The organism is Microbulbifer weihaiensis (assembly GCF_048323715.1).
Taxonomy (GTDB): domain Bacteria; phylum Pseudomonadota; class Gammaproteobacteria; order Pseudomonadales; family Cellvibrionaceae; genus Microbulbifer.
Genome location: NZ_JBLWFL010000001.1, coordinates 99,547 through 115,885, shown reverse-complemented (window position 1 = coordinate 115,885; position 16,339 = coordinate 99,547). Strand labels below are relative to the sequence as shown.

The 16,339-nt window shown below is 61.1% G+C and carries 17 protein-coding genes; 12 read left to right on the top strand and 5 right to left on the bottom strand.

What is annotated here, in order from left to right:
- Positions 1–12 precede the first annotated feature (12 nt).
- The 8 genes from ACNKU7_RS00510 (at position 13) to ACNKU7_RS00475 (ending at position 8,901) form a co-directional block, all read left to right on the top strand.
- A complete protein-coding gene (locus ACNKU7_RS00510; protein ID WP_418294992.1) occupies positions 13–822 on the top strand; it encodes an RDD family protein in 810 nt (269 codons plus the stop codon).
- Positions 819–1,829, top strand: coding sequence for a stage II sporulation protein M (locus ACNKU7_RS00505; RefSeq protein ID WP_418294991.1), 1,011 nt, complete (start codon positions 819–821; stop codon positions 1,827–1,829). Before ACNKU7_RS00510 ends, ACNKU7_RS00505 begins: the two co-directional genes overlap by 4 nt.
- On the top strand, positions 1,826–3,397 hold the full coding sequence (locus ACNKU7_RS00500; RefSeq protein WP_418294990.1) for a DUF4129 domain-containing protein: 1,572 nt from the start codon (positions 1,826–1,828) through the stop codon (positions 3,395–3,397). The genes ACNKU7_RS00505 and ACNKU7_RS00500 overlap by 4 nt, the downstream gene beginning before the upstream one ends.
- Positions 3,387–4,760 (top strand): DUF4350 domain-containing protein, encoded by a 1,374-nt coding sequence (locus ACNKU7_RS00495; protein ID WP_418294989.1) that lies wholly within the window; start codon positions 3,387–3,389, stop codon positions 4,758–4,760. Before ACNKU7_RS00500 ends, ACNKU7_RS00495 begins: the two co-directional genes overlap by 11 nt.
- Positions 4,757–5,779 carry an AAA family ATPase gene (locus tag ACNKU7_RS00490; RefSeq protein WP_418294988.1) on the top strand — a complete coding sequence of 341 codons (1,023 nt, stop codon included), beginning with the start codon at positions 4,757–4,759 and terminating at the stop codon, positions 5,777–5,779. The genes ACNKU7_RS00495 and ACNKU7_RS00490 overlap by 4 nt, the downstream gene beginning before the upstream one ends.
- Positions 5,776–7,104, top strand: a complete 1,329-nt coding sequence (locus ACNKU7_RS00485) for a DUF58 domain-containing protein (protein ID WP_418294987.1) — start codon at positions 5,776–5,778, stop codon at positions 7,102–7,104. Before ACNKU7_RS00490 ends, ACNKU7_RS00485 begins: the two co-directional genes overlap by 4 nt.
- 40 nt (positions 7,105–7,144) lie before the next feature.
- A complete protein-coding gene (locus ACNKU7_RS00480; protein ID WP_418294986.1) occupies positions 7,145–7,672 on the top strand; it encodes a hypothetical protein in 528 nt (175 codons plus the stop codon).
- Between the two features lie 137 nt (positions 7,673–7,809).
- The gene (locus tag ACNKU7_RS00475) at positions 7,810–8,901 is read left to right on the top strand and encodes a transporter family protein (protein WP_418294985.1); all 1,092 of its coding nucleotides are present in this window, start codon (positions 7,810–7,812) and stop codon (positions 8,899–8,901) included.
- Between the two features lie 113 nt (positions 8,902–9,014).
- Here ACNKU7_RS00475 and ACNKU7_RS00470 read toward each other — a convergent pair whose 3' ends face one another.
- The 5 genes from ACNKU7_RS00470 to cysK all read right to left on the bottom strand — a co-directional run bounded on the left by ACNKU7_RS00470 (position 9,015) and on the right by cysK (position 12,382).
- Entirely contained in the window at positions 9,015–9,599 is a 585-nt protein-coding gene (locus tag ACNKU7_RS00470) for an outer membrane protein (RefSeq protein WP_418294984.1), read from the bottom strand.
- A 97-nt stretch (positions 9,600–9,696) separates the two neighbouring features.
- Positions 9,697–9,972 (bottom strand): type II toxin-antitoxin system HicB family antitoxin, encoded by a 276-nt coding sequence (locus ACNKU7_RS00465; protein WP_418294983.1) that lies wholly within the window; start codon positions 9,970–9,972, stop codon positions 9,697–9,699.
- Positions 9,973–10,235: 263 nt separating this feature from the next.
- Positions 10,236–10,442 carry a hypothetical protein gene (locus ACNKU7_RS00460; protein ID WP_418294982.1) on the bottom strand — a complete coding sequence of 69 codons (207 nt, stop codon included), beginning with the start codon at positions 10,440–10,442 and terminating at the stop codon, positions 10,236–10,238.
- An 80-nt stretch (positions 10,443–10,522) separates the two neighbouring features.
- Complete coding sequence (gene cysQ, locus ACNKU7_RS00455) at positions 10,523–11,359, bottom strand: 3'(2'),5'-bisphosphate nucleotidase CysQ (RefSeq protein WP_418294981.1); 837 nt, start codon at positions 11,357–11,359, stop codon at positions 10,523–10,525.
- A gap of 105 nt (positions 11,360–11,464) precedes the next feature.
- Positions 11,465–12,382: a cysteine synthase A gene (gene cysK / locus ACNKU7_RS00450; RefSeq protein ID WP_418294980.1), complete on the bottom strand. Its 918-nt coding sequence runs from the start codon at positions 12,380–12,382 to the stop codon at positions 11,465–11,467.
- Between the two features lie 117 nt (positions 12,383–12,499).
- Between cysK and ACNKU7_RS00445 the strand changes: the two genes are divergently transcribed.
- From ACNKU7_RS00445 to ACNKU7_RS00430, 4 genes are all read left to right on the top strand, one after another.
- Positions 12,500–13,201: a lysoplasmalogenase gene (locus ACNKU7_RS00445; protein ID WP_418294979.1), complete on the top strand. Its 702-nt coding sequence runs from the start codon at positions 12,500–12,502 to the stop codon at positions 13,199–13,201.
- A gap of 65 nt (positions 13,202–13,266) precedes the next feature.
- Positions 13,267–13,926, top strand: coding sequence for a GMP/IMP nucleotidase (gene yrfG / locus ACNKU7_RS00440; RefSeq protein ID WP_418294978.1), 660 nt, complete (start codon positions 13,267–13,269; stop codon positions 13,924–13,926).
- Positions 13,927–14,129: 203 nt separating this feature from the next.
- Entirely contained in the window at positions 14,130–14,510 is a 381-nt protein-coding gene (locus tag ACNKU7_RS00435; RefSeq protein ID WP_418294977.1) for an RNA-binding S4 domain-containing protein, read from the top strand.
- 287 nt (positions 14,511–14,797) lie between these two features.
- The gene (locus ACNKU7_RS00430) at positions 14,798–16,318 is read left to right on the top strand and encodes a S1C family serine protease (protein WP_418294976.1); all 1,521 of its coding nucleotides are present in this window, start codon (positions 14,798–14,800) and stop codon (positions 16,316–16,318) included.
- The last annotated feature ends 21 nt before the right edge of the window (positions 16,319–16,339 follow it).

Genomic DNA, 16,339 nt, shown 5'->3' with positions numbered 1-16,339 from the left:
AGACAACCGTGAGTGGCGCAGCCACTCGCGGTTTCGCCACCGCAACTCCCCCTGCTGCGATTTGCCCATATGATGCACCAGTCCAGCCACGCTCAATCCGAACCCGACATTAACCGGCTGGATACCCTCTACGGGACAGAGACCCCGGAGGGCATTGACCTTACCGCACAGCTGGCAGGTCCGGTGCCACGTATTCTCGCCTATGCGGTCGACCTCTTTTACCGCTCCCTGATCCTGCTCGCGCTCGGTATCGCGCTGACATTCGCCGGCCGCGCCGGCTGGGGCTTCTGGCTCCTGGGCTCGTTTTTTCTGGAGTGGTTTTACCCGGTCTTTTTCGAAGTGCTCAAAGGCGGGCAGACGCCCGGCAAAAAAGCCTTTTCTCTCGCCGTGGTCAACGACAACCTGACCCCGGTTACCTGGAGCGCATCAATCATGCGCAACCTGCTGCGCTTCGCCGATTTTCTCCCGTTTGGCTATAGCGCGGGCATTGTCAGCATGACCTGCAGCCGGTATTTCCAACGCCTGGGGGACTTCGCTGCCGGCACCATCGTGGTGTACCGGGAACCTCACAAGAACACCGCGCAGTTGCCCGACGTGCCTCCAGCACCGCCGCCCCGCGGCCTGCAACTGCAGGATCAACAGGCCATCGTCAGCCTGACTGAACGAAACACCGAGCTCAGCAACGCCCGCCAACAGGAACTGGCCGACCTGCTGCAACCCCTAACCGGAAAATCCGGTTCTTCCGGCCTGCAGCAGCTGCAGGGAATCGGGCGCTGGCTGCTCGGCGCGCGCCGGGAAAAACAAGCGGGACAGCAAAAATGAAGCAGAAAGAATTCGAAGCCCGCCACCAACCGCTCTGGCAGCAACTTGAACGCTGGCTCGCCGGCTATGAAAAAAATACCCAGGCGGAAGATGACGCGGCCTCAGACCTGCCCGCCAGCTACCGCCGCCTGTGTCAGCAACTGGCAGTGGCCAAGGAACGCCAATACACCAGCAGCCTGATCGCTCGTCTCAACCAACTGGTAATGGAATGCCACCAGCGCCTTTACCAGCAGACATCCGTATCGGGCAATCGCTGGCTGGAATTCATATTCAGCGGTTTTCCCCGCGCGCTGCGTGAACAGGCTTCGTTCGTGTGGCTCGCGTGCGCGCTGTTCCTTGCCCCGGCGCTGGTGATGGGGCTCGGCTGTTACTGGAACGATGCGCTGATCTACGCGGTCATGTCGCCGGAGCAGGTCACCCAGTTTGAATCCATGTACGACCCGGCCAACGATGTCCTCGGCCGCGAGCGCGGCTCGGATTCCGACCTGATGATGTTTGGCTTCTATATCAAGAACAATATCGGCATCGCCTTCCGTACCTTTGCCTCCGGCATTCTGTTCGGCCTCGGCTCCATATTCTTCCTGGTGTTCAACGGTATCTATCTCGGCGCCGTCTTCGGGCATATATCCCGGGTGGGTTTCGCTTCCACCTTCTACCCCTTCGTCATCGGCCACGGTGCCTTTGAACTGACCGCGATTGTATTCGCAGGTGCCGCGGGACTGCGCCTCGGCCACGCGCTCGTGAACCCGGGCGCGCTCCGGCGCATGCATGCCCTGCGCAATGCCGGGCGCGATGCGATGAAAATCATGTACGGCACCTTCCTGATGCTGGTGATTGCGGCATTCCTGGAAGCCTTTTGGTCGTCCAGCACCCAGGTCGATATCAGCGTCAAGCTCGCCGTGGGTGGCTTCTTCTGGCTTCTGGTGATCGCTTACTGCGTGCTCGCCGGCCGCCACTATCCGACGGCGGGAGCCGCTGTGCAGCCAGCCAATGGAGGTGCCGCGTGAACCTCAACCAGCTCACGGTAGAAGCCCGCCTGCGCTCCAACTGGGAATCCGTCGACCTGGGCGTACTGCTCGCGCGGCGCCATTGGGCACTGATGGCCGGACTGTGGCTGCTGCCCGCTGCAGCGATCTATCTGCTCGCCGCCCTGCTGGTTCCTGCGAACCCAAACTGGGGGCTGATGGCCGCCTGGTGGCTGAAGCCCGCCTACGAACGGCTGCCATTGCTCGTGGTGAGCCGGCAACTGTTTGGCGAAACCCTCGGCTGGCGGCAGGCGCTCGGTCTCTTCCGCCAAGCTAACGCGCGCGACTGGCTGTCGTGGATCAGCGTGCGGCGGCTCAGCTTCACGCGCGCTTTCGACCTTCCGGTTACGGTGCTTGAAGGCAGTCGCGGCCAGGTGCGCTCGGCGCGTATCTCGGTGCTGCATCGCGATGGCGCAGGCACCGCCAGCTGGCTGCATATCGTCGGCGCCCATGTGGAAATGGGGCTGCTGATCGGGATTGCGGCCCTCAGTTACCTGATGCTGCCGGAACAGCTCGAAATCGACTGGATACCGCTGCTGGCTTCCGATGTCACCCTGTATACCTGGGTCACCAATGGCGTTTACCTGCTGGCAATGGCCGCCGTCGCACCCTTTTATATTTGCGGCGGCTTCATGCTGTATATCGGCCGTCGCGTGGCGCTGGAAGCCTGGGATATCGAAATCCAGTTTCGCAAGTTGCGCGAGCGCCTCGACCGGCAGTCGCCGGCAGCACGCCAACGCAGTCCACGGGCGCGCGCCGCCGCGACCACCGCCATGGTACTGGCCTGCAGTCTCGCAATGCTGCTGGGTAATCCGCTACCAGCGAACGCGGATCCGGTCACCCCCGCCCAGGCACAGGAAGTCATCGACGCAACACTGGCCGGGGAAGACTTCCACCAGCGGGAGGAAGTCAGCGGCTGGCGCCTCAAGGAATTCAAATCCAGCGAATTCCGCTATCCAGAATGGTTGATCGCATTGGTGGAGTGGCTGGAGGCGCGGCAAACCGACAGCGATGAACCCACTGGCGAAGCCGGGGATATCGGGCCGCTGCTGGCGGCTATTGTCGAGGTACTGCTGTGGCTACTGGCGGCCGCACTGATCGCCTTCCTGCTGTGGCATTTCCGCCATCACATTCGCCGCGGCCTGGGTTATAAGCCCAGAGTGCCGGCAGAGAAAAGCCAGCCCGAAACCCTGTTTGGCCTCGATGTACGCCGCGAAAGCCTGCCTGAGGATGTCACCGGTGAAGTGCAGCGCCTGTGGCAGGCGGGCAAACAGCGCGAGGCGCTTGGCCTTTTATACAGAGCAACCCTGTCCAACCTGATCTCGCGTTACGCCTGTGATTTCCAGGATCACTTTACCGAGAGCGAGTGCGCGCAACTGGTGCGCGACGATGCGGTTCAGGACACGCGCCTGCAACCGGCGCTGGTGCAGTTTTTTACCCTGCTCACCGCAACTTGGCAGCGCCAGGCCTACGCCCACCGCGCGCCACAGACGGCGCACCTGCAATCACTCTGCAACCAGTGGCGCGAGGTATTCCGCGATGAAAGTTAGCCGGTTAGCCATTGCTATCACCCTGCTGCTGGCGGCGGCCGCCGCGGCACTGTTCCTGTTTTTTTTCGAGCGCTACAGCGAACAGGTCGACCGCGGCTTCGGCCCCGAGGCCCGCCGCAACCGCTTTCTCGCGGCCGAGCAGTTTCTCACCGACGTGGGCATTCCCCACCGGCGCGCTGACAATATCGCCGTGGTCGGTGAATTGGGACAGGACGATGCCCTGTTTCTCACGAGCTCCAGCCAGATTTACAACGCTGAGCGCCTGCAGCAGTTCCTGCACTGGGTAGAGCAGGGTGGCGAAGCCATTGTGGTCGCCAGCGGCGGTAATGCCGACCACGAGCGCGACCAGCTGCTGGATTATCTCGGGCTCGCCGTCACCCGCGGCGAAATCGACCTCTACTTCAACCAACAGGTGCGCGAAGTCTTTGGCGAGCAGGCGGCAGATATTCGCACCAAGACGCTGAGCGAGCTGATGCGCGAACACAATCGCCGCATTGACCGCGGGCAGGGCGCTGACAGGGAAACCGACGTTGACGCGGACGAAGCATTCGCGGAAGAAAAGCCGGCAGAAGAGAAGTTGGAGGAAGAAAGCCGCCGCAATCCGGAAGTCGACGACGACCGGCTGCTCTTTTTCACCAGCGACAGCGGCGCCGGGTACACGCTGTTTTTCAACCCGGTACAGGTGCTCACCCATGAGCTCATGGCCGAGGAGTACGCCACCGAGGTGGACGGTGGTTACCTGCGCTGGGTGCGCTTTGCCAACTACCCGGATCAATCGCCGATGGTGCAGTTCGAGCGCGGCCGCGGCCGCGTCACCGTGCTGGCCGATGTCGGCCTGTGGCAGAACGAGCGTATCGGCGAGTTCGATCACGCCTATTTTCTCGCCCACCTGGTCGGCGAACGCGAGCTGGTGATGATCACGCGCCCGCATTTTGATGGCCTCAGTACACTGGCACGGCGCTATGCCACGGAATTCTTTCTTGCCGGCTTTCTCGCCCTGCTGGCGTGGGTCGCAAACCGCAGCCGCCGCTTCGGCCCCCTGAGGCCGTCCCCGCCAGCCGAACGGCGCTCCCTGCTGGAACACATCCGTGCCTGCGGACAATTTTACTGGCGCAGTGATCGCGCCCAGGCGCTATTCGAAAGCGCCCGGCGCCCGCTGTTGCAGAAAATCAGCGGGCAGCCCGCGGAGATAGCGCGCGCGCTGCCGCCGGCGCGACAGCGGGAACTTGCCGAGGCTGTCGCCGCGCGCAGCGGGCTCGCCAGCTCAGAGGTATTCAACACCCTGTGGGAAGCAACGCCCCGCAGTGAACAGGACTTTACCGCGCGCATGCGCAGCATCCAGATTATTGAGGCCGCCCTATGAGTGACATCACCACCAGCGAAACCCCCGTTCACGCCCCGGTCAACGCCGAGGCCCAGACCGCCAGCCAGTGGCAACAGGCGGGCACGCTGCTCGAACAGTTGCGCACGCGCATCAACCGGGTGGTGATCGGCCAGCAGGCCGTTGTGGATCAGGTGCTGATCGCACTGCTCGCCGGTGGGCACGTGTTGCTGGAGGGGGTGCCGGGGCTCGGCAAAACCCTGCTGGTGCGCAGCCTTGCGCGCGGCTTTGGCGGAGAGTTCCGCCGCATCCAGTTCACCCCGGACCTGATGCCCGCGGACGTTACCGGCCACGCCATTTTCCATATGGGCGAGAGCCGTTTCGAAGTGCGCCGCGGCCCGGTGTTCACCAACCTGCTGCTGGCTGACGAAATCAATCGCGCACCGGCCAAGACCCAGGCCGCACTGCTGGAGGTCATGCAGGAACAACAGGTGACCATCGATGGCGAGGCCCACCCGACGCCGCGCCCCTTCATGGTGCTGGCCACCCAGAATCCCATCGAACAGGAAGGTACCTACCCGCTACCGGAAGCGGAGCTGGATCGCTTCCTGCTCAAGGTACTGATCGACTTCCCCAGTCAGGCAGCGGAAGAGCAGCTCGCCGCCGCGGCCAGCAGCGGGCGCATTGAGCGGCAGCTGCAACAGGACGCCGAGCCCATCCTGGGCACCGAGCAGTTGCAGCGCCTGCAGGCCCTGGTACCGCAGGTGGAACTGGATCAGCAGGTTCTCGGCTATGCGGTGCGCCTGGTACGGGCCACCCGGGAGTCCAGCCAGCTGCGCCGCAGTGCCGGCCCCCGCGCCAGTATCGGCCTGATCCTCGCCGCACGCGCGCACGCGCTGATGCAGGGTCGCGAGTTTGTGCTGCCGGATGACATCAAGGCGATGGCGATCCCGGTGATGCGCCACCGGGTAGCAGTGTCCCCGGAAATGGAAATCGACGGCCAGACTGCCGACAACGTTCTTGCACAGATCATCGAATCCGTCGAGGCACCGCGGCTGTGAGACCGTCCCCGCGATTACTCCGGCTGCTGCTCTGGTGCTGCGCCGCAGCCCTGCTACTGAGTGTTGCACGCCTGTGGTGGCCGGGGCTTGCCAGCGAGGCGGAGACATTCTGGTGGATCGGCTTCGGGCTGTTGGCCACAGCCGCACTGCTCGACTTCATCACCGGCCGCTCCTGCGATGGACTCAACGGACAGCGGCAGTTGCCGGGCAACCTGGCCCTGGGTGTCGGCCAGCACGTGGCTGTCCAGCTGAGTAACGACGGTTCGCGCCCCCTGACCCTGCTGCTGTCCGACCGCCACCCCGATGCACTGCGCACGGGGGAGCTGCCGCTGTCGATCCACCTCGCCCCCGGGCACAGTATCGACACCGGCTATCGGGCTACGCCGCGCAAGCGTGGGCTGGCACAGTTCGGCCGGCTGGAGGCGCTGGTGGCGTCACCCTGGGGACTCTGGCAGCAGAAAGTCCTGCTGGGCACAGAGCAGTCGGCAAAGATTTACCCCAACTTCCTCGGTATTTCCTCGCTGCAGGCGCTCTCTGCAGAGCAGACCCTGCGATTTCTCGGGGTACACCAGCAGCAGCGCCGCGGCGAAGGGCTGGACTTTCGCCAGCTGCGGGAATACCGCCTGGGCGACAGCCAGCGCCAGGTGGATTGGCGCGCAAGTGCACGCGCTCGCAAGCTGGTGAGCCGCGAATACCAGGATGAGCGGGATCAGGAAATCATCTTTCTGCTCGACTGTGGCCGCCGCATGCGCACTCAGGATGGCGAACTCAGCCACTTCGACCACGCACTGAATGCCCTGTTGCTGTCGGCCTATGTGGCTATCCGCCAGGGCGATGCCGTCGGGCTGCAGTGCTTTGCCGGCGATCAGCGCCGGGTGCCGCCGGCGAAGGGCGAGGGCGGGATCAACCTGCTGCTGAACCAGGTCTACGACCTGCATTCTGGCACCGCCCACAGCGACTACACCGCCGCCGCCGAGCTGCTGCTGGCCCGCCAGCAGCGGCGCGCGCTGGTGATATTGCTGACGAACGTGCGCGACGAGGACAGCGATGAACTGCTCGCCGCGGTGCAACAGCTTTCGCGGCATCACCTGGTCATGGTGGCCTGCCTGCGGGAAACCAGCCTGGATCGTCTGCTGGATCAGCCGGTAACGGATTTCGAGAGTGCACTGGAGAATGGGGCAACGCGGGATTTCCTGCAGCGGCGCAGCCGGTTGCTGCAGCAGCTGCGTGCACGCAATGTTATTTTGGCCGACACGGAACCGGAATTGATGCACATGTCGCTGGTGGAAACCTATTGGCAGCTGAAGCGCAGTGGTAAACTCTGACCCCACCTCGCCAGTCCCCGGTTAAGAAACAGAGTCCCTCTTGAAACAGCATCCTGCGCGCGCGATCAACACTCGCAGCTACCGCCTGCCGCCCTGGCTTGCCGTAGTATTGCTGGGTGTTTTCCTGGCCGCGCGCGGGCTGGTGCCGCCGGGTTTTATGCCCGCAGCGGTGGCCGGCGGCTCGCTGTACGAGTTGTGTCACGGCGACAGCCGCAGCGCGCTGTTGCTGGGTCTCACAGGCGGGGCCGGCTATACAGACTCGCCATCCCACCACAGCTCGTCGCATCACAACCCGTCGCATCCAGTATCGCACAACCTGCAACCCGCTAATGCGACGACGACCGAAGCAGGCACAGGCAGCCACCAGCACGATAGTGCCACGGCCAAACTTTTTTCCGACAATCACTGCAGTTTTTCCGCCACCGCGGTGGCGGCGTCACACTCGGGCCAGTGGCAGCCCGAGCTGGTACTTGCCGCCGCAGGCCGGGCCCCGGCCGCGCGCGATTTTTCCCCAAAGATTACGCTCTACATCCGCCCGCCCGGACGCGCCCCGCCTGAAATTTCCTGATTACCAGCTGTCCTGATTACCAGCTGTAAAAGACCAAACCCAATACATCGTTGACTCCTGTCGCAGCCGGCAGGGGCAGTCGCGCGCGCACCTGAAAATCGGAGGTGCCGCGGCTGAAAAAACTCAGGAAACCACACATGTTTCGCTTCGAACTGAAAAAAATCACCACCGCACTGATGCTGACCCAGCTAACGGCCACCGCTTTTGCCCACGACGGCAACACGCCCACGTTCCTGCCGGAGGGCCATGCCCCCGCCGGGGTCATGAGTGACCACATGCACAAGCAAGGCGAGTGGATGGTCGGTTACCGGTATATGCGCGAAAGCTATTCCGGCCTCTACCAGGGATCGGAGAAGACCTCCAGTGCCGAGCTCAATGCAGCAGGCTTCTCCATGATGGCGACCGATATGACCATGGAAATGCACATGCTGGACATCATGTATGCGCTGAACGACAACCTGACCCTGATGTTTATGCCCCAGACCATGTCCATGGATATGACCATGGCGATGACCACAGGCAGCCATACCACCGGTGATACAAACGGCGATATGGGCATGGGGAACATGGGAGACATGAGCGGCGACGGCATGGCCATGCACGGCAGTCACAGTCACGGCACCAGCGGTACTGGCGACACCGTGTTCGCCGGGCTATTCCGCCTTGCCGACAACAATGGCTACAAGCTGCACGCCACACTTGGGGTCAGCGCCCCAACCGGCGATGTGGATCTGAAAAATGCCAGCGGCCGGTTCGTGCACTATGGGATGCAACTGGGCAGCGGGACCTGGGATCTGATGCCCTCTGTCACCTATACCAGTGGCCGCAATAACCTCAGCTGGGGCGCCCAGGGCAGCGCACGCCTGCCCATGGAGGATAAGAACAGTTCCGGGTTCAGTTTTGGTGAACGCTATGGCGCTACGGTCTGGAGCGCCTACCGGCTGACAGACTGGGTGAGCGCATCCGCGCGTCTTGCCTATGCAAAGCAGCTGGATATCAACGGCCACTACAATGGCCCGCACAACCATGCCAGCCCGGCGGACTTCCAGGCGAACTACGGCGGTGAATTTTTTGATGTGGCGGTGGGCGCGAATCTGGTGCCGCAACAGGGCGCCCTTGCGGGCATCCGGCTGGGGCTTGAGTGGACCAGCAGTCTTTCCGCCCACTACAACGGCTATCAGCTGGGGCGGGATGACGGCCTCAACCTGAGCCTGTCATACGCCTATTGAGCACTGTTGATGGGAGGGCCCGGGAATTCCGGGCCCTTTTTTGGGCATATTTTTCTAGTCGTTTTTCGCCGGCGCCTTGCTTGCACAAACGCCCTGTTTTCGTAAATGTCTTGTCAGAACCGGTAAGCAAAATTGACCGTAAGGGTGCGCAGGTGCCCGAGGTCGAAGCGCACATCAGAAACACCGTCGAAGAAGTGTACCCGGGCGTCTAAATCGTTGTAGTTGTATTCGATGGATGTATCGAAGTCCTGCGTCCACTTGTAGCGATAACCGATACCGGCATTCCAGTAGTTGTCATCGGTTTCGTCATTCACCACATAGATCGTGTCATATTTGTCGATGGTATTTACATCGAATTCACCGTAGTTCCACCCCACCATCCAGTACAGGCACTGCACATCGCAGGTCACGGTAAAATCCACCTTGGCGCCGATTCCCCACTGCCCCACCGACACGCTGCCGTCGTCAAATCCGGTATAGCGCAACTCCACCTGCCAGACGCCTGCCGCCGGTGTCACTCCAATACTGGCATAGCCGGCAAGATCCTGTTCATCATTGATCTGCAGTTCACCCACGCCCACGCCGAGGGTGCCAATGAAACGGTATTCACCGGCGCAGTAGGCATCAAACGGGTTATTCCACTGCGCGAATGCACAGCTGGAGGCAAAAAATGCAAGGAGAAAGACCACTTTCTTCATATTAACCATCCTTGGCTCGAACACTTCCTGGCCGAATCTATCGGCGCATTTTTAAATTTCTGGATTCAATACTGCACGCCTGTAACCGGGATAAAGATCAGGGTTTTGGGCTGAGTTCATTGGACTCTACGTCGATAATCGCCCAGATACCGCCGACAAAAGCCGGGTTTTTTCGCAGCACCTCAATATCACCGGGTTCCGGTACCGGATCTCCCGCCGCCTGCAATTCTTCCAATCGTTCGGTAATTGTTTCCGCCATTTTCTGCAGGGTGGTTTCGAGCGATTCACCGTGGCAATGGCAGTGGGGAAGGTCCGGCGCGATGGCGCCGTATCCGGCAAACTCAATGTTGTGAACCACAACCGGGTAGCGCATGAAGGGCTCTCTTTATCCGTTGACTTTTATCCCACCAAGCGTAGACGCAATTGTTGGGGCATGAACGAAAATGTCATCAACTAAAGAAATTGCGCGACGTAATTAGTTTTCGCCTGTACACAGGGAAAGGCGTAGCCAAAGCGCAGGGAACGCGATCTGTCCCTGCGGGCCGTCGAGCCCAATTGGCTGGGAGAAAAAGTCGTGCCCAGTGGGGCGGAAGAAAAAATAGGTGGTGCTCAAATGTCCGCGATGCATTGACCGGGTCAGCGGGGTATGCGCCCCAGTAGCGCCCTGCGGGAAAAAATCATTTCGCGGTAGGTTTGCAGCAGCGAAATATCCGGATTGACATCAGAGCCCTGCAACCCATCCATCTGACTGCTTAGCCAGCGGATCTCCTGCTCCAGCCGCTGGCGCAGCAGGCGGATTTCGTGTTCATCAATATTGACGTGCGGGCTCTGGTTATGGGCCACGGCTTCACCTCGCAGAAGTGGAGGGCCGTCGCTAGAAACAACGCAACGGCCGGTTACTGGGTAAAGCCTAGACGAGGAAATTAACTGACGAGCAGGGTTTTCCAGTTGAATGACTGGTCGCCAATCACGTAGAAAAACGGGTTCAGCAGTTCTTCTTTCTGGTTGTAGCGCAGCAGGTTGAACTGCTCATCCACAACGATGCCTCCAGCGGCCTCCACTACAGCCTGCGCGGCCGCGGTATCCCATTCACAGGTGGGCGCCAGGCGCGGGTACAGGTCGGCGGCCCCTTCGGCAACCAGGCACAGCTTGAGCGAGCTGCCCATATTCTTGAGGCCGGTCTCGCCGAGGCTGCCCTCGATGCGCTCAAGCAGCGCATCTACTGCGCCCGCACCATGGCTGCGGCTGGCGACGATTTCGATCGGCTCACGGTTGTCGAGTCGCGGCTGCATGGCGCGCACGCGGATTTCTTTTTCACCAGTGGCATCGCGCTTGAAGGCGCCTGCGGATTTGGCACCCGCATAGGTAATGTCCAGGACCGGGACGTGTACCACCCCCATCACCGGCTCGCCGTTTTCAATCAAGGCAACGTTGACCGTGAATTCGCCATTGCGACGAATGAACTCCTTGGTGCCGTCGAGGGGGTCGATGATCCAGTACCGATCCCACTGGCCACGCACGTCATAGCCGGGCATCTGGCCCTCTTCGGACAGTACCGGAACCCCGTCCAGCAGCTCGGCCAGGGCCGGCGCCAGGATCTTGTGGGCCGCCAGGTCTGCTGCCGTTACCGGCGAGTCATCCGACTTCGTGTCCACTTCAATATCGCCACTGGCGTTATACACCTCCAAAATGGCCTCGCCTGCCGCTACCGAGATGGCAATGACCTTGTCCAGCAGTTCCCGCGTGACGACGTTTTCCATGGAATTCCCCCTAACCTGAGTCGTTATCGTAAAAACCGGGGATTATACGCAGACCGCCGCCCTTTTGGGGCGGCGGTGCGGTAATGAAGCGGGGAAAATCGGGAATCAGGCTGTGAACAGGTCGTCGATCGACAGATAGCGCTCGCCGGTGTCGTAACTGAAGATCAGCACGCGGCTGCCCGGAGCAAAATCTCCCTCGCGCTGCTTCACCGCGGCGAGCGAAGCACCAGAGGAAATCCCGACAAAAATCCCCTCTTTCAGTGCGCACTGGCGCGCCATTTCGAAGCTGTCTTCCTCGCTGACGGCGACGGTGCCATCCAGCGCCTCCCTGTTCAGCACCTCGGGAACGAAACCGGCGCCAATACCCTGCAGGCGGTGCATGCCTTTTTCCTTGCCAGCAATGACCTGGGACTTCTCGGGCTCCACCGCAAACACCTGCAGATTCGACATGGCCGCCTTCAGCACTTCGGCGCAACCGGTGATATGGCCGCCGGTACCGACGCCAGTGATCAGGTAATCCAGCCCCTCGGGAAAGTCGGCAATGATTTCTTTTGCCGTGGTCTTGCGGTGTGCTTCAACATTCGCCGGATTGGTGAACTGCTGCGGCATCCAGCTGTTGTCGTGCTCGGCAAGGATTTCCTCGGCCCTGGCAATGGCGCCGGGCATGCCATTTTCTTTTGGTGTCAGTACCAGCTCGGCACCGAGTGCCTTCATGATTTTGCGGCGTTCGATGGACATGGACTCAGGCATGGTCAGGATCAGGCGATAGCCCCTGACGGCGGCCACCATGGCGAGCCCGATGCCGGTGTTGCCGGATGTCGGCTCGACGATGACGCCACCGGGCTTGAGCTTCCCGCTCGCCTCGGCATCCTCGATCATACCCAGTGCGATGCGATCCTTGATGCTGCTGCCGGGATTGAAGCGCTCGACCTTCATCCATACCTCGATGTCGTCGCGGAACAGGTTGTTGATCCGCACGTGAGGGGTATTGCCGATGGTTTCGAGGATGTTGTTGGCTTTCATTTATTCACTCCCTGATCAATTATGGAATCGCCTGCCGGTGGATTGCGCCGCCGGGGGCTTTGAAGAATACTCACGACAATAAAAGATAAAAATGTATAAGAAAATGGGAGAAATACGATGAACAGCTCTGCGGCCACCCCCAGCACGCCCCCGGCAATGCCTTCACTGAACGATCAGCGGGTACCACTGCTCGCGTTCACGCTGTCTTCTGCGGTCTATATGGCGCTGGATGCAACCAACACTGAAGGCAACTGGATGGCGCTGCTGAAAATTGTGCCCATTCTGATGCTGGCATGGCTGGCGAACCGGCACCTCGCTGGCACCACACGCCTGCTGGCCCTGGTGGCGCTGGCGCTGTCTGCGACCGGTGATGTACTTCTGGCCATCCAGTTTCCCAACCACTTTGTGTTCGGCCTGGGTGCCTTCCTGCTGGCCCAGCTGACCTACGCCGGAAACTTCCTGCGCGCCCCCCGGTTTGGCAGCCGCCGCTTTGTTCTGCGCGCGGTTGCGATACTGCTCGCGGCCTTGCTGCTCGCCCGGCAGGTAGTGCCCGGTGCCGGTGAACTGGCAATCCCTGTGGCCTGTTACATTGTGGCGATCGTCGCCATGGCCCTGTCTGCTGCCGCCCACCGCAGCGGTTCCTCGCTGCTGTTTGCCGGCGCTGTCACCTTCATGGTTTCCGACGCGCTTATCGCGATCAATCGGTTTGTGGATCCGGTACCGGCGGCAGGTACCTGGATTATGCTGACGTACTACGGGGCCCAGGCCCTGCTGGTTTTTGGCCTGATGCGCGCTGATTTGTCGAGTCGCAGCGCTTGAGGGCATAATGTCCGCCGAATTTTTATACAGCCGCGCCCCACAGGCGGCGGTCAGTTGAGGTAAGTATGCTGGACTGGAGCCAGATCGATACGGTGCTGCTGGATATGGACGGCACCCTGCTGGATCTGCACTACGACAACCACTTCTGGATGGAGCATTTGCCGCTGCGCTATGCCGAGGCCAACGGGATTTCCGTGCCGGAAGCGCAAGCGCTGGTTATCCAGCTGACCGATGAGTTGCGGGGCACCCTGGACTGGTACTGCCTGCAGTACTGGTCCGACACCCTGAAGCTGGATGTCCCGGCGATCTATCGCGAGATCGAGGATCGCATTGCGCTCAGGCCCCATACTGATCGCTTCCTGCGCAGCCTGCGCACCATGGGCAAACGCGCGCTGCTGGTCACTAATGCACACCCGGATGGCCTGGGGCACAAGCTGGAGATCACCGGCATTGATCAGTGGCTGGACGAGATCGTCTCTTCCCACGACCTGGGTCACGCCAAGGAAAGCACGCTGTTCTGGCACGCCCTGCAGGAACGCCAGCCGTTCCACCCCGGGCGTACCCTGTTTGTGGACGACAACCTCCATGTCCTCAGTGCCGCGCGCGATTACGGCATCGAGCATCTGCTGTGCATCCGCCAGCCGGACAGCAAGAGTCCGGCGCGGGAGATTGCCGATTTTCCTGCGATTCATGATTTCGACGAGATTTTGCATCCGTCCCAGTGACAGCGTCCTGATCTCTGACGCTGAATCACCAGTGTGGCGGCAGGGCACTGGGTGGGGCTTTTCAGGACCGCTGTGAACCCATCCATGGGCGCTTCGGCGGCGACATCCCTGTCGCCGACGATCCTGAAAAGCCCCACCCATTACCCAGCCTTCAACCCCAATTTTCGCGCTTCGTTAGCGAACAAATGCTTTGAAGATTTTTGATGGAAAAAGTACGTATCGATAAGTGGCTATGGGCCGCACGCTTCTTCAAGACCCGCAGTATTGCCAAACAGGCAATCGAAGGCGGCAAGGTGCACGCCGACGGCCAACGGGTAAAAGCGAGCAAGGAAATTTCTACCGGCACTCTGCTCAAGATTCGTCAGGGCTGGGATGAAAAAGTCGTGGAGGTCATCGCGCTATCGGATCAACGCCGCGGGGCGGATATTGCCCAGGCGCTGTACCGGGAAACGGACGAAAGCATCGCGAAAAGGGAACAGTATGCCGCCGAGCGCAAGGCCAATAATGCGGTGATCACCAGTGAAAGGCCGAACAAAAAACAGCGTCGGCAGATTCACCGTTTTATACAGGAGTCGCAAGACTGACATGCTTTGGTGGTGCCCTCCGGAATTTGAGCCAAATTCCCAAAGCGACGAAGCACAGTACTCGAAGTGAAGGCCGGGGGCTGGGTGGGGTTTTCAGGATCGTCGGCAACAGGGACGTTGCCGACGAAGCGTACAGGAATGTATGCACAGCGGTCCTGAAAACCCCACCCAGCTCCCGGCCGCCGCAGGAGGGAGAAGTGGTACGCGCAACAATCGGAGCCCCAAGCCGCCAGCCGGAGCCAAAGTGCTAAACTCCCCAACAATCTAATGAATAAAGCAACGCCGCAATGAAACAACTGCTGACTTTCTGCCTGCTGATCCTGTGTTTCGCCCAGCCCGCCAGCGCGGAGAACCGCGAGCGGGAGCAGATCAAGCGCTCGATCATCAAGATCTACACCACTGCCGCCGCCCCCGACTACTTCAACCCCTGGGCCCTGCTCAACGCCCAGCAGCTGTCCGGCTCAGGCGCAGTGATAGAAGGTAAGCAAATCCTTACCAACGCGCACGTGGTCGCCAACGGCAGCTTTATCCAGGTACAGCGCCACGGCGACGCCGAGAAGTTTCGCGCGCAGGTCAAATTCGTCTCCCACGACGCCGACCTGGCCCTGCTCACCGTCGACGACGAAAACTTCTTCGAAGACACCCGCCCCCTCGCGCTGGGCAAACTGCCGGATCTGCAGGAAGAAGTGACGGTCTACGGTTACCCGATTGGCGGCAAATCCCTTTCCATCACCCGTGGCGTGCTGTCGCGGGTCGAACACCAGTACTACGCCCACGCCGAGAGCTACCTGATGGCCGGCCAGATCGACGCGGCAATCAATCCCGGCAACAGCGGCGGCCCGGTGATTTCCGGCGGCCGGATTGTGGGCGTCGCGATGCAGACCAACCACAGTAACGGCGCCGAGAACCTGGGCTATTTCGTCCCCCCGAGTGTGATCGAGCACGTGCTCAAGGATGCCGAAGACGGGATACATCAAGGCTTCCCGGAACTGGGCGTGGTTACCCAGAGCCTGGAAAGCCCGTCGATGAAAGCCGCTGCCGGCCTGTCAGAGGATCAGCAGGGGGCCCTGGTGGTACGCGTGTTTGCGGACGCGCCGGCCGCCGCTGTGCTGCAGCCCGGCGATGTGCTGCTGGCGGTGGACGGCTTTGAGGTCGCCGCCGATCGCACCATCGAGTGGCGCAAAAACCAGCGCACCAATTACCACTACGCTGTGGATCACCACCACGTGGGCGACGAGCTGCCAGTGCGCTTCGCACGCAACGGCGAGATCCACAATGCCCGGATCACCCTCGCGGCCACACCACCCTCACGCTCGCTGGTACAGGGTGAGAAATTCGACCAGCGCCCGCGTTACTACATCTACGGCGGCGTGGTGTTCGTGCCGCTGAACATGAACCTGATCAAGCGCTGGGGCAACAACTGGCACTCCAAGGCGCCGATCGAATACCTGTACGCCCGCAACCAGTGGTCCAGCCCGGAACAGCAGGAACTCGTGGTCGCCCTCAAAGTGCTGCCGGCGCCGGTCAACCTCGGCTACCACGACTGGAAAAACTGGATTATCGAATCGGTCAACGACATCAAAGTCCGGGACTTCCAGCAATTCGCCCAGCTGATGGAGGCCAATGAAGCGCCCTTTATCAATTTGCAGGACAGCGCGGGTTACCGCATGGTGCTGGATGCCGCCTCCGCGCTCGAGCAGCAACCCTTTATCCTGCAGACCTACCAGATTCCCGAGCGCCACTCCCAGGGCCTGTTCAGTACCCTCGCCAACCGCGAGCACGCCGGCGCTGGCGAAGCAGCGCCCTGAAGCGGTTTAATAGCGACAGGA

What these genes read in the sequence shown, in the direction of transcription:
- ACNKU7_RS00505 (WP_418294991.1), top strand. Translation starts at nt 819, where the DNA reads ATGAAGCAGAAAGAATTCGAAGCCCGCCACCAACCGCTCTGGCAGCAA.
- ACNKU7_RS00495 (WP_418294989.1), top strand. Translation starts at nt 3,387, where the DNA reads ATGAAAGTTAGCCGGTTAGCCATTGCTATCACCCTGCTGCTGGCGGCG.
- ACNKU7_RS00490 (WP_418294988.1), top strand. Translation starts at nt 4,757, where the DNA reads ATGAGTGACATCACCACCAGCGAAACCCCCGTTCACGCCCCGGTCAAC.
- ACNKU7_RS00475 (WP_418294985.1), top strand. Translation starts at nt 7,810, where the DNA reads ATGTTTCGCTTCGAACTGAAAAAAATCACCACCGCACTGATGCTGACC.
- ACNKU7_RS00470 (WP_418294984.1), bottom strand. Translation starts at nt 9,599, where the DNA reads ATGAAGAAAGTGGTCTTTCTCCTTGCATTTTTTGCCTCCAGCTGTGCA.
- ACNKU7_RS00465 (WP_418294983.1), bottom strand. Translation starts at nt 9,972, where the DNA reads ATGCGCTACCCGGTTGTGGTTCACAACATTGAGTTTGCCGGATACGGC.
- cysQ (WP_418294981.1), bottom strand. Translation starts at nt 11,359, where the DNA reads ATGGAAAACGTCGTCACGCGGGAACTGCTGGACAAGGTCATTGCCATC.
- cysK (WP_418294980.1), bottom strand. Translation starts at nt 12,382, where the DNA reads ATGAAAGCCAACAACATCCTCGAAACCATCGGCAATACCCCTCACGTG.
- ACNKU7_RS00445 (WP_418294979.1), top strand. Translation starts at nt 12,500, where the DNA reads ATGAACAGCTCTGCGGCCACCCCCAGCACGCCCCCGGCAATGCCTTCA.
- yrfG (WP_418294978.1), top strand. Translation starts at nt 13,267, where the DNA reads ATGCTGGACTGGAGCCAGATCGATACGGTGCTGCTGGATATGGACGGC.
- ACNKU7_RS00435 (WP_418294977.1), top strand. Translation starts at nt 14,130, where the DNA reads ATGGAAAAAGTACGTATCGATAAGTGGCTATGGGCCGCACGCTTCTTC.
- ACNKU7_RS00430 (WP_418294976.1), top strand. Translation starts at nt 14,798, where the DNA reads ATGAAACAACTGCTGACTTTCTGCCTGCTGATCCTGTGTTTCGCCCAG.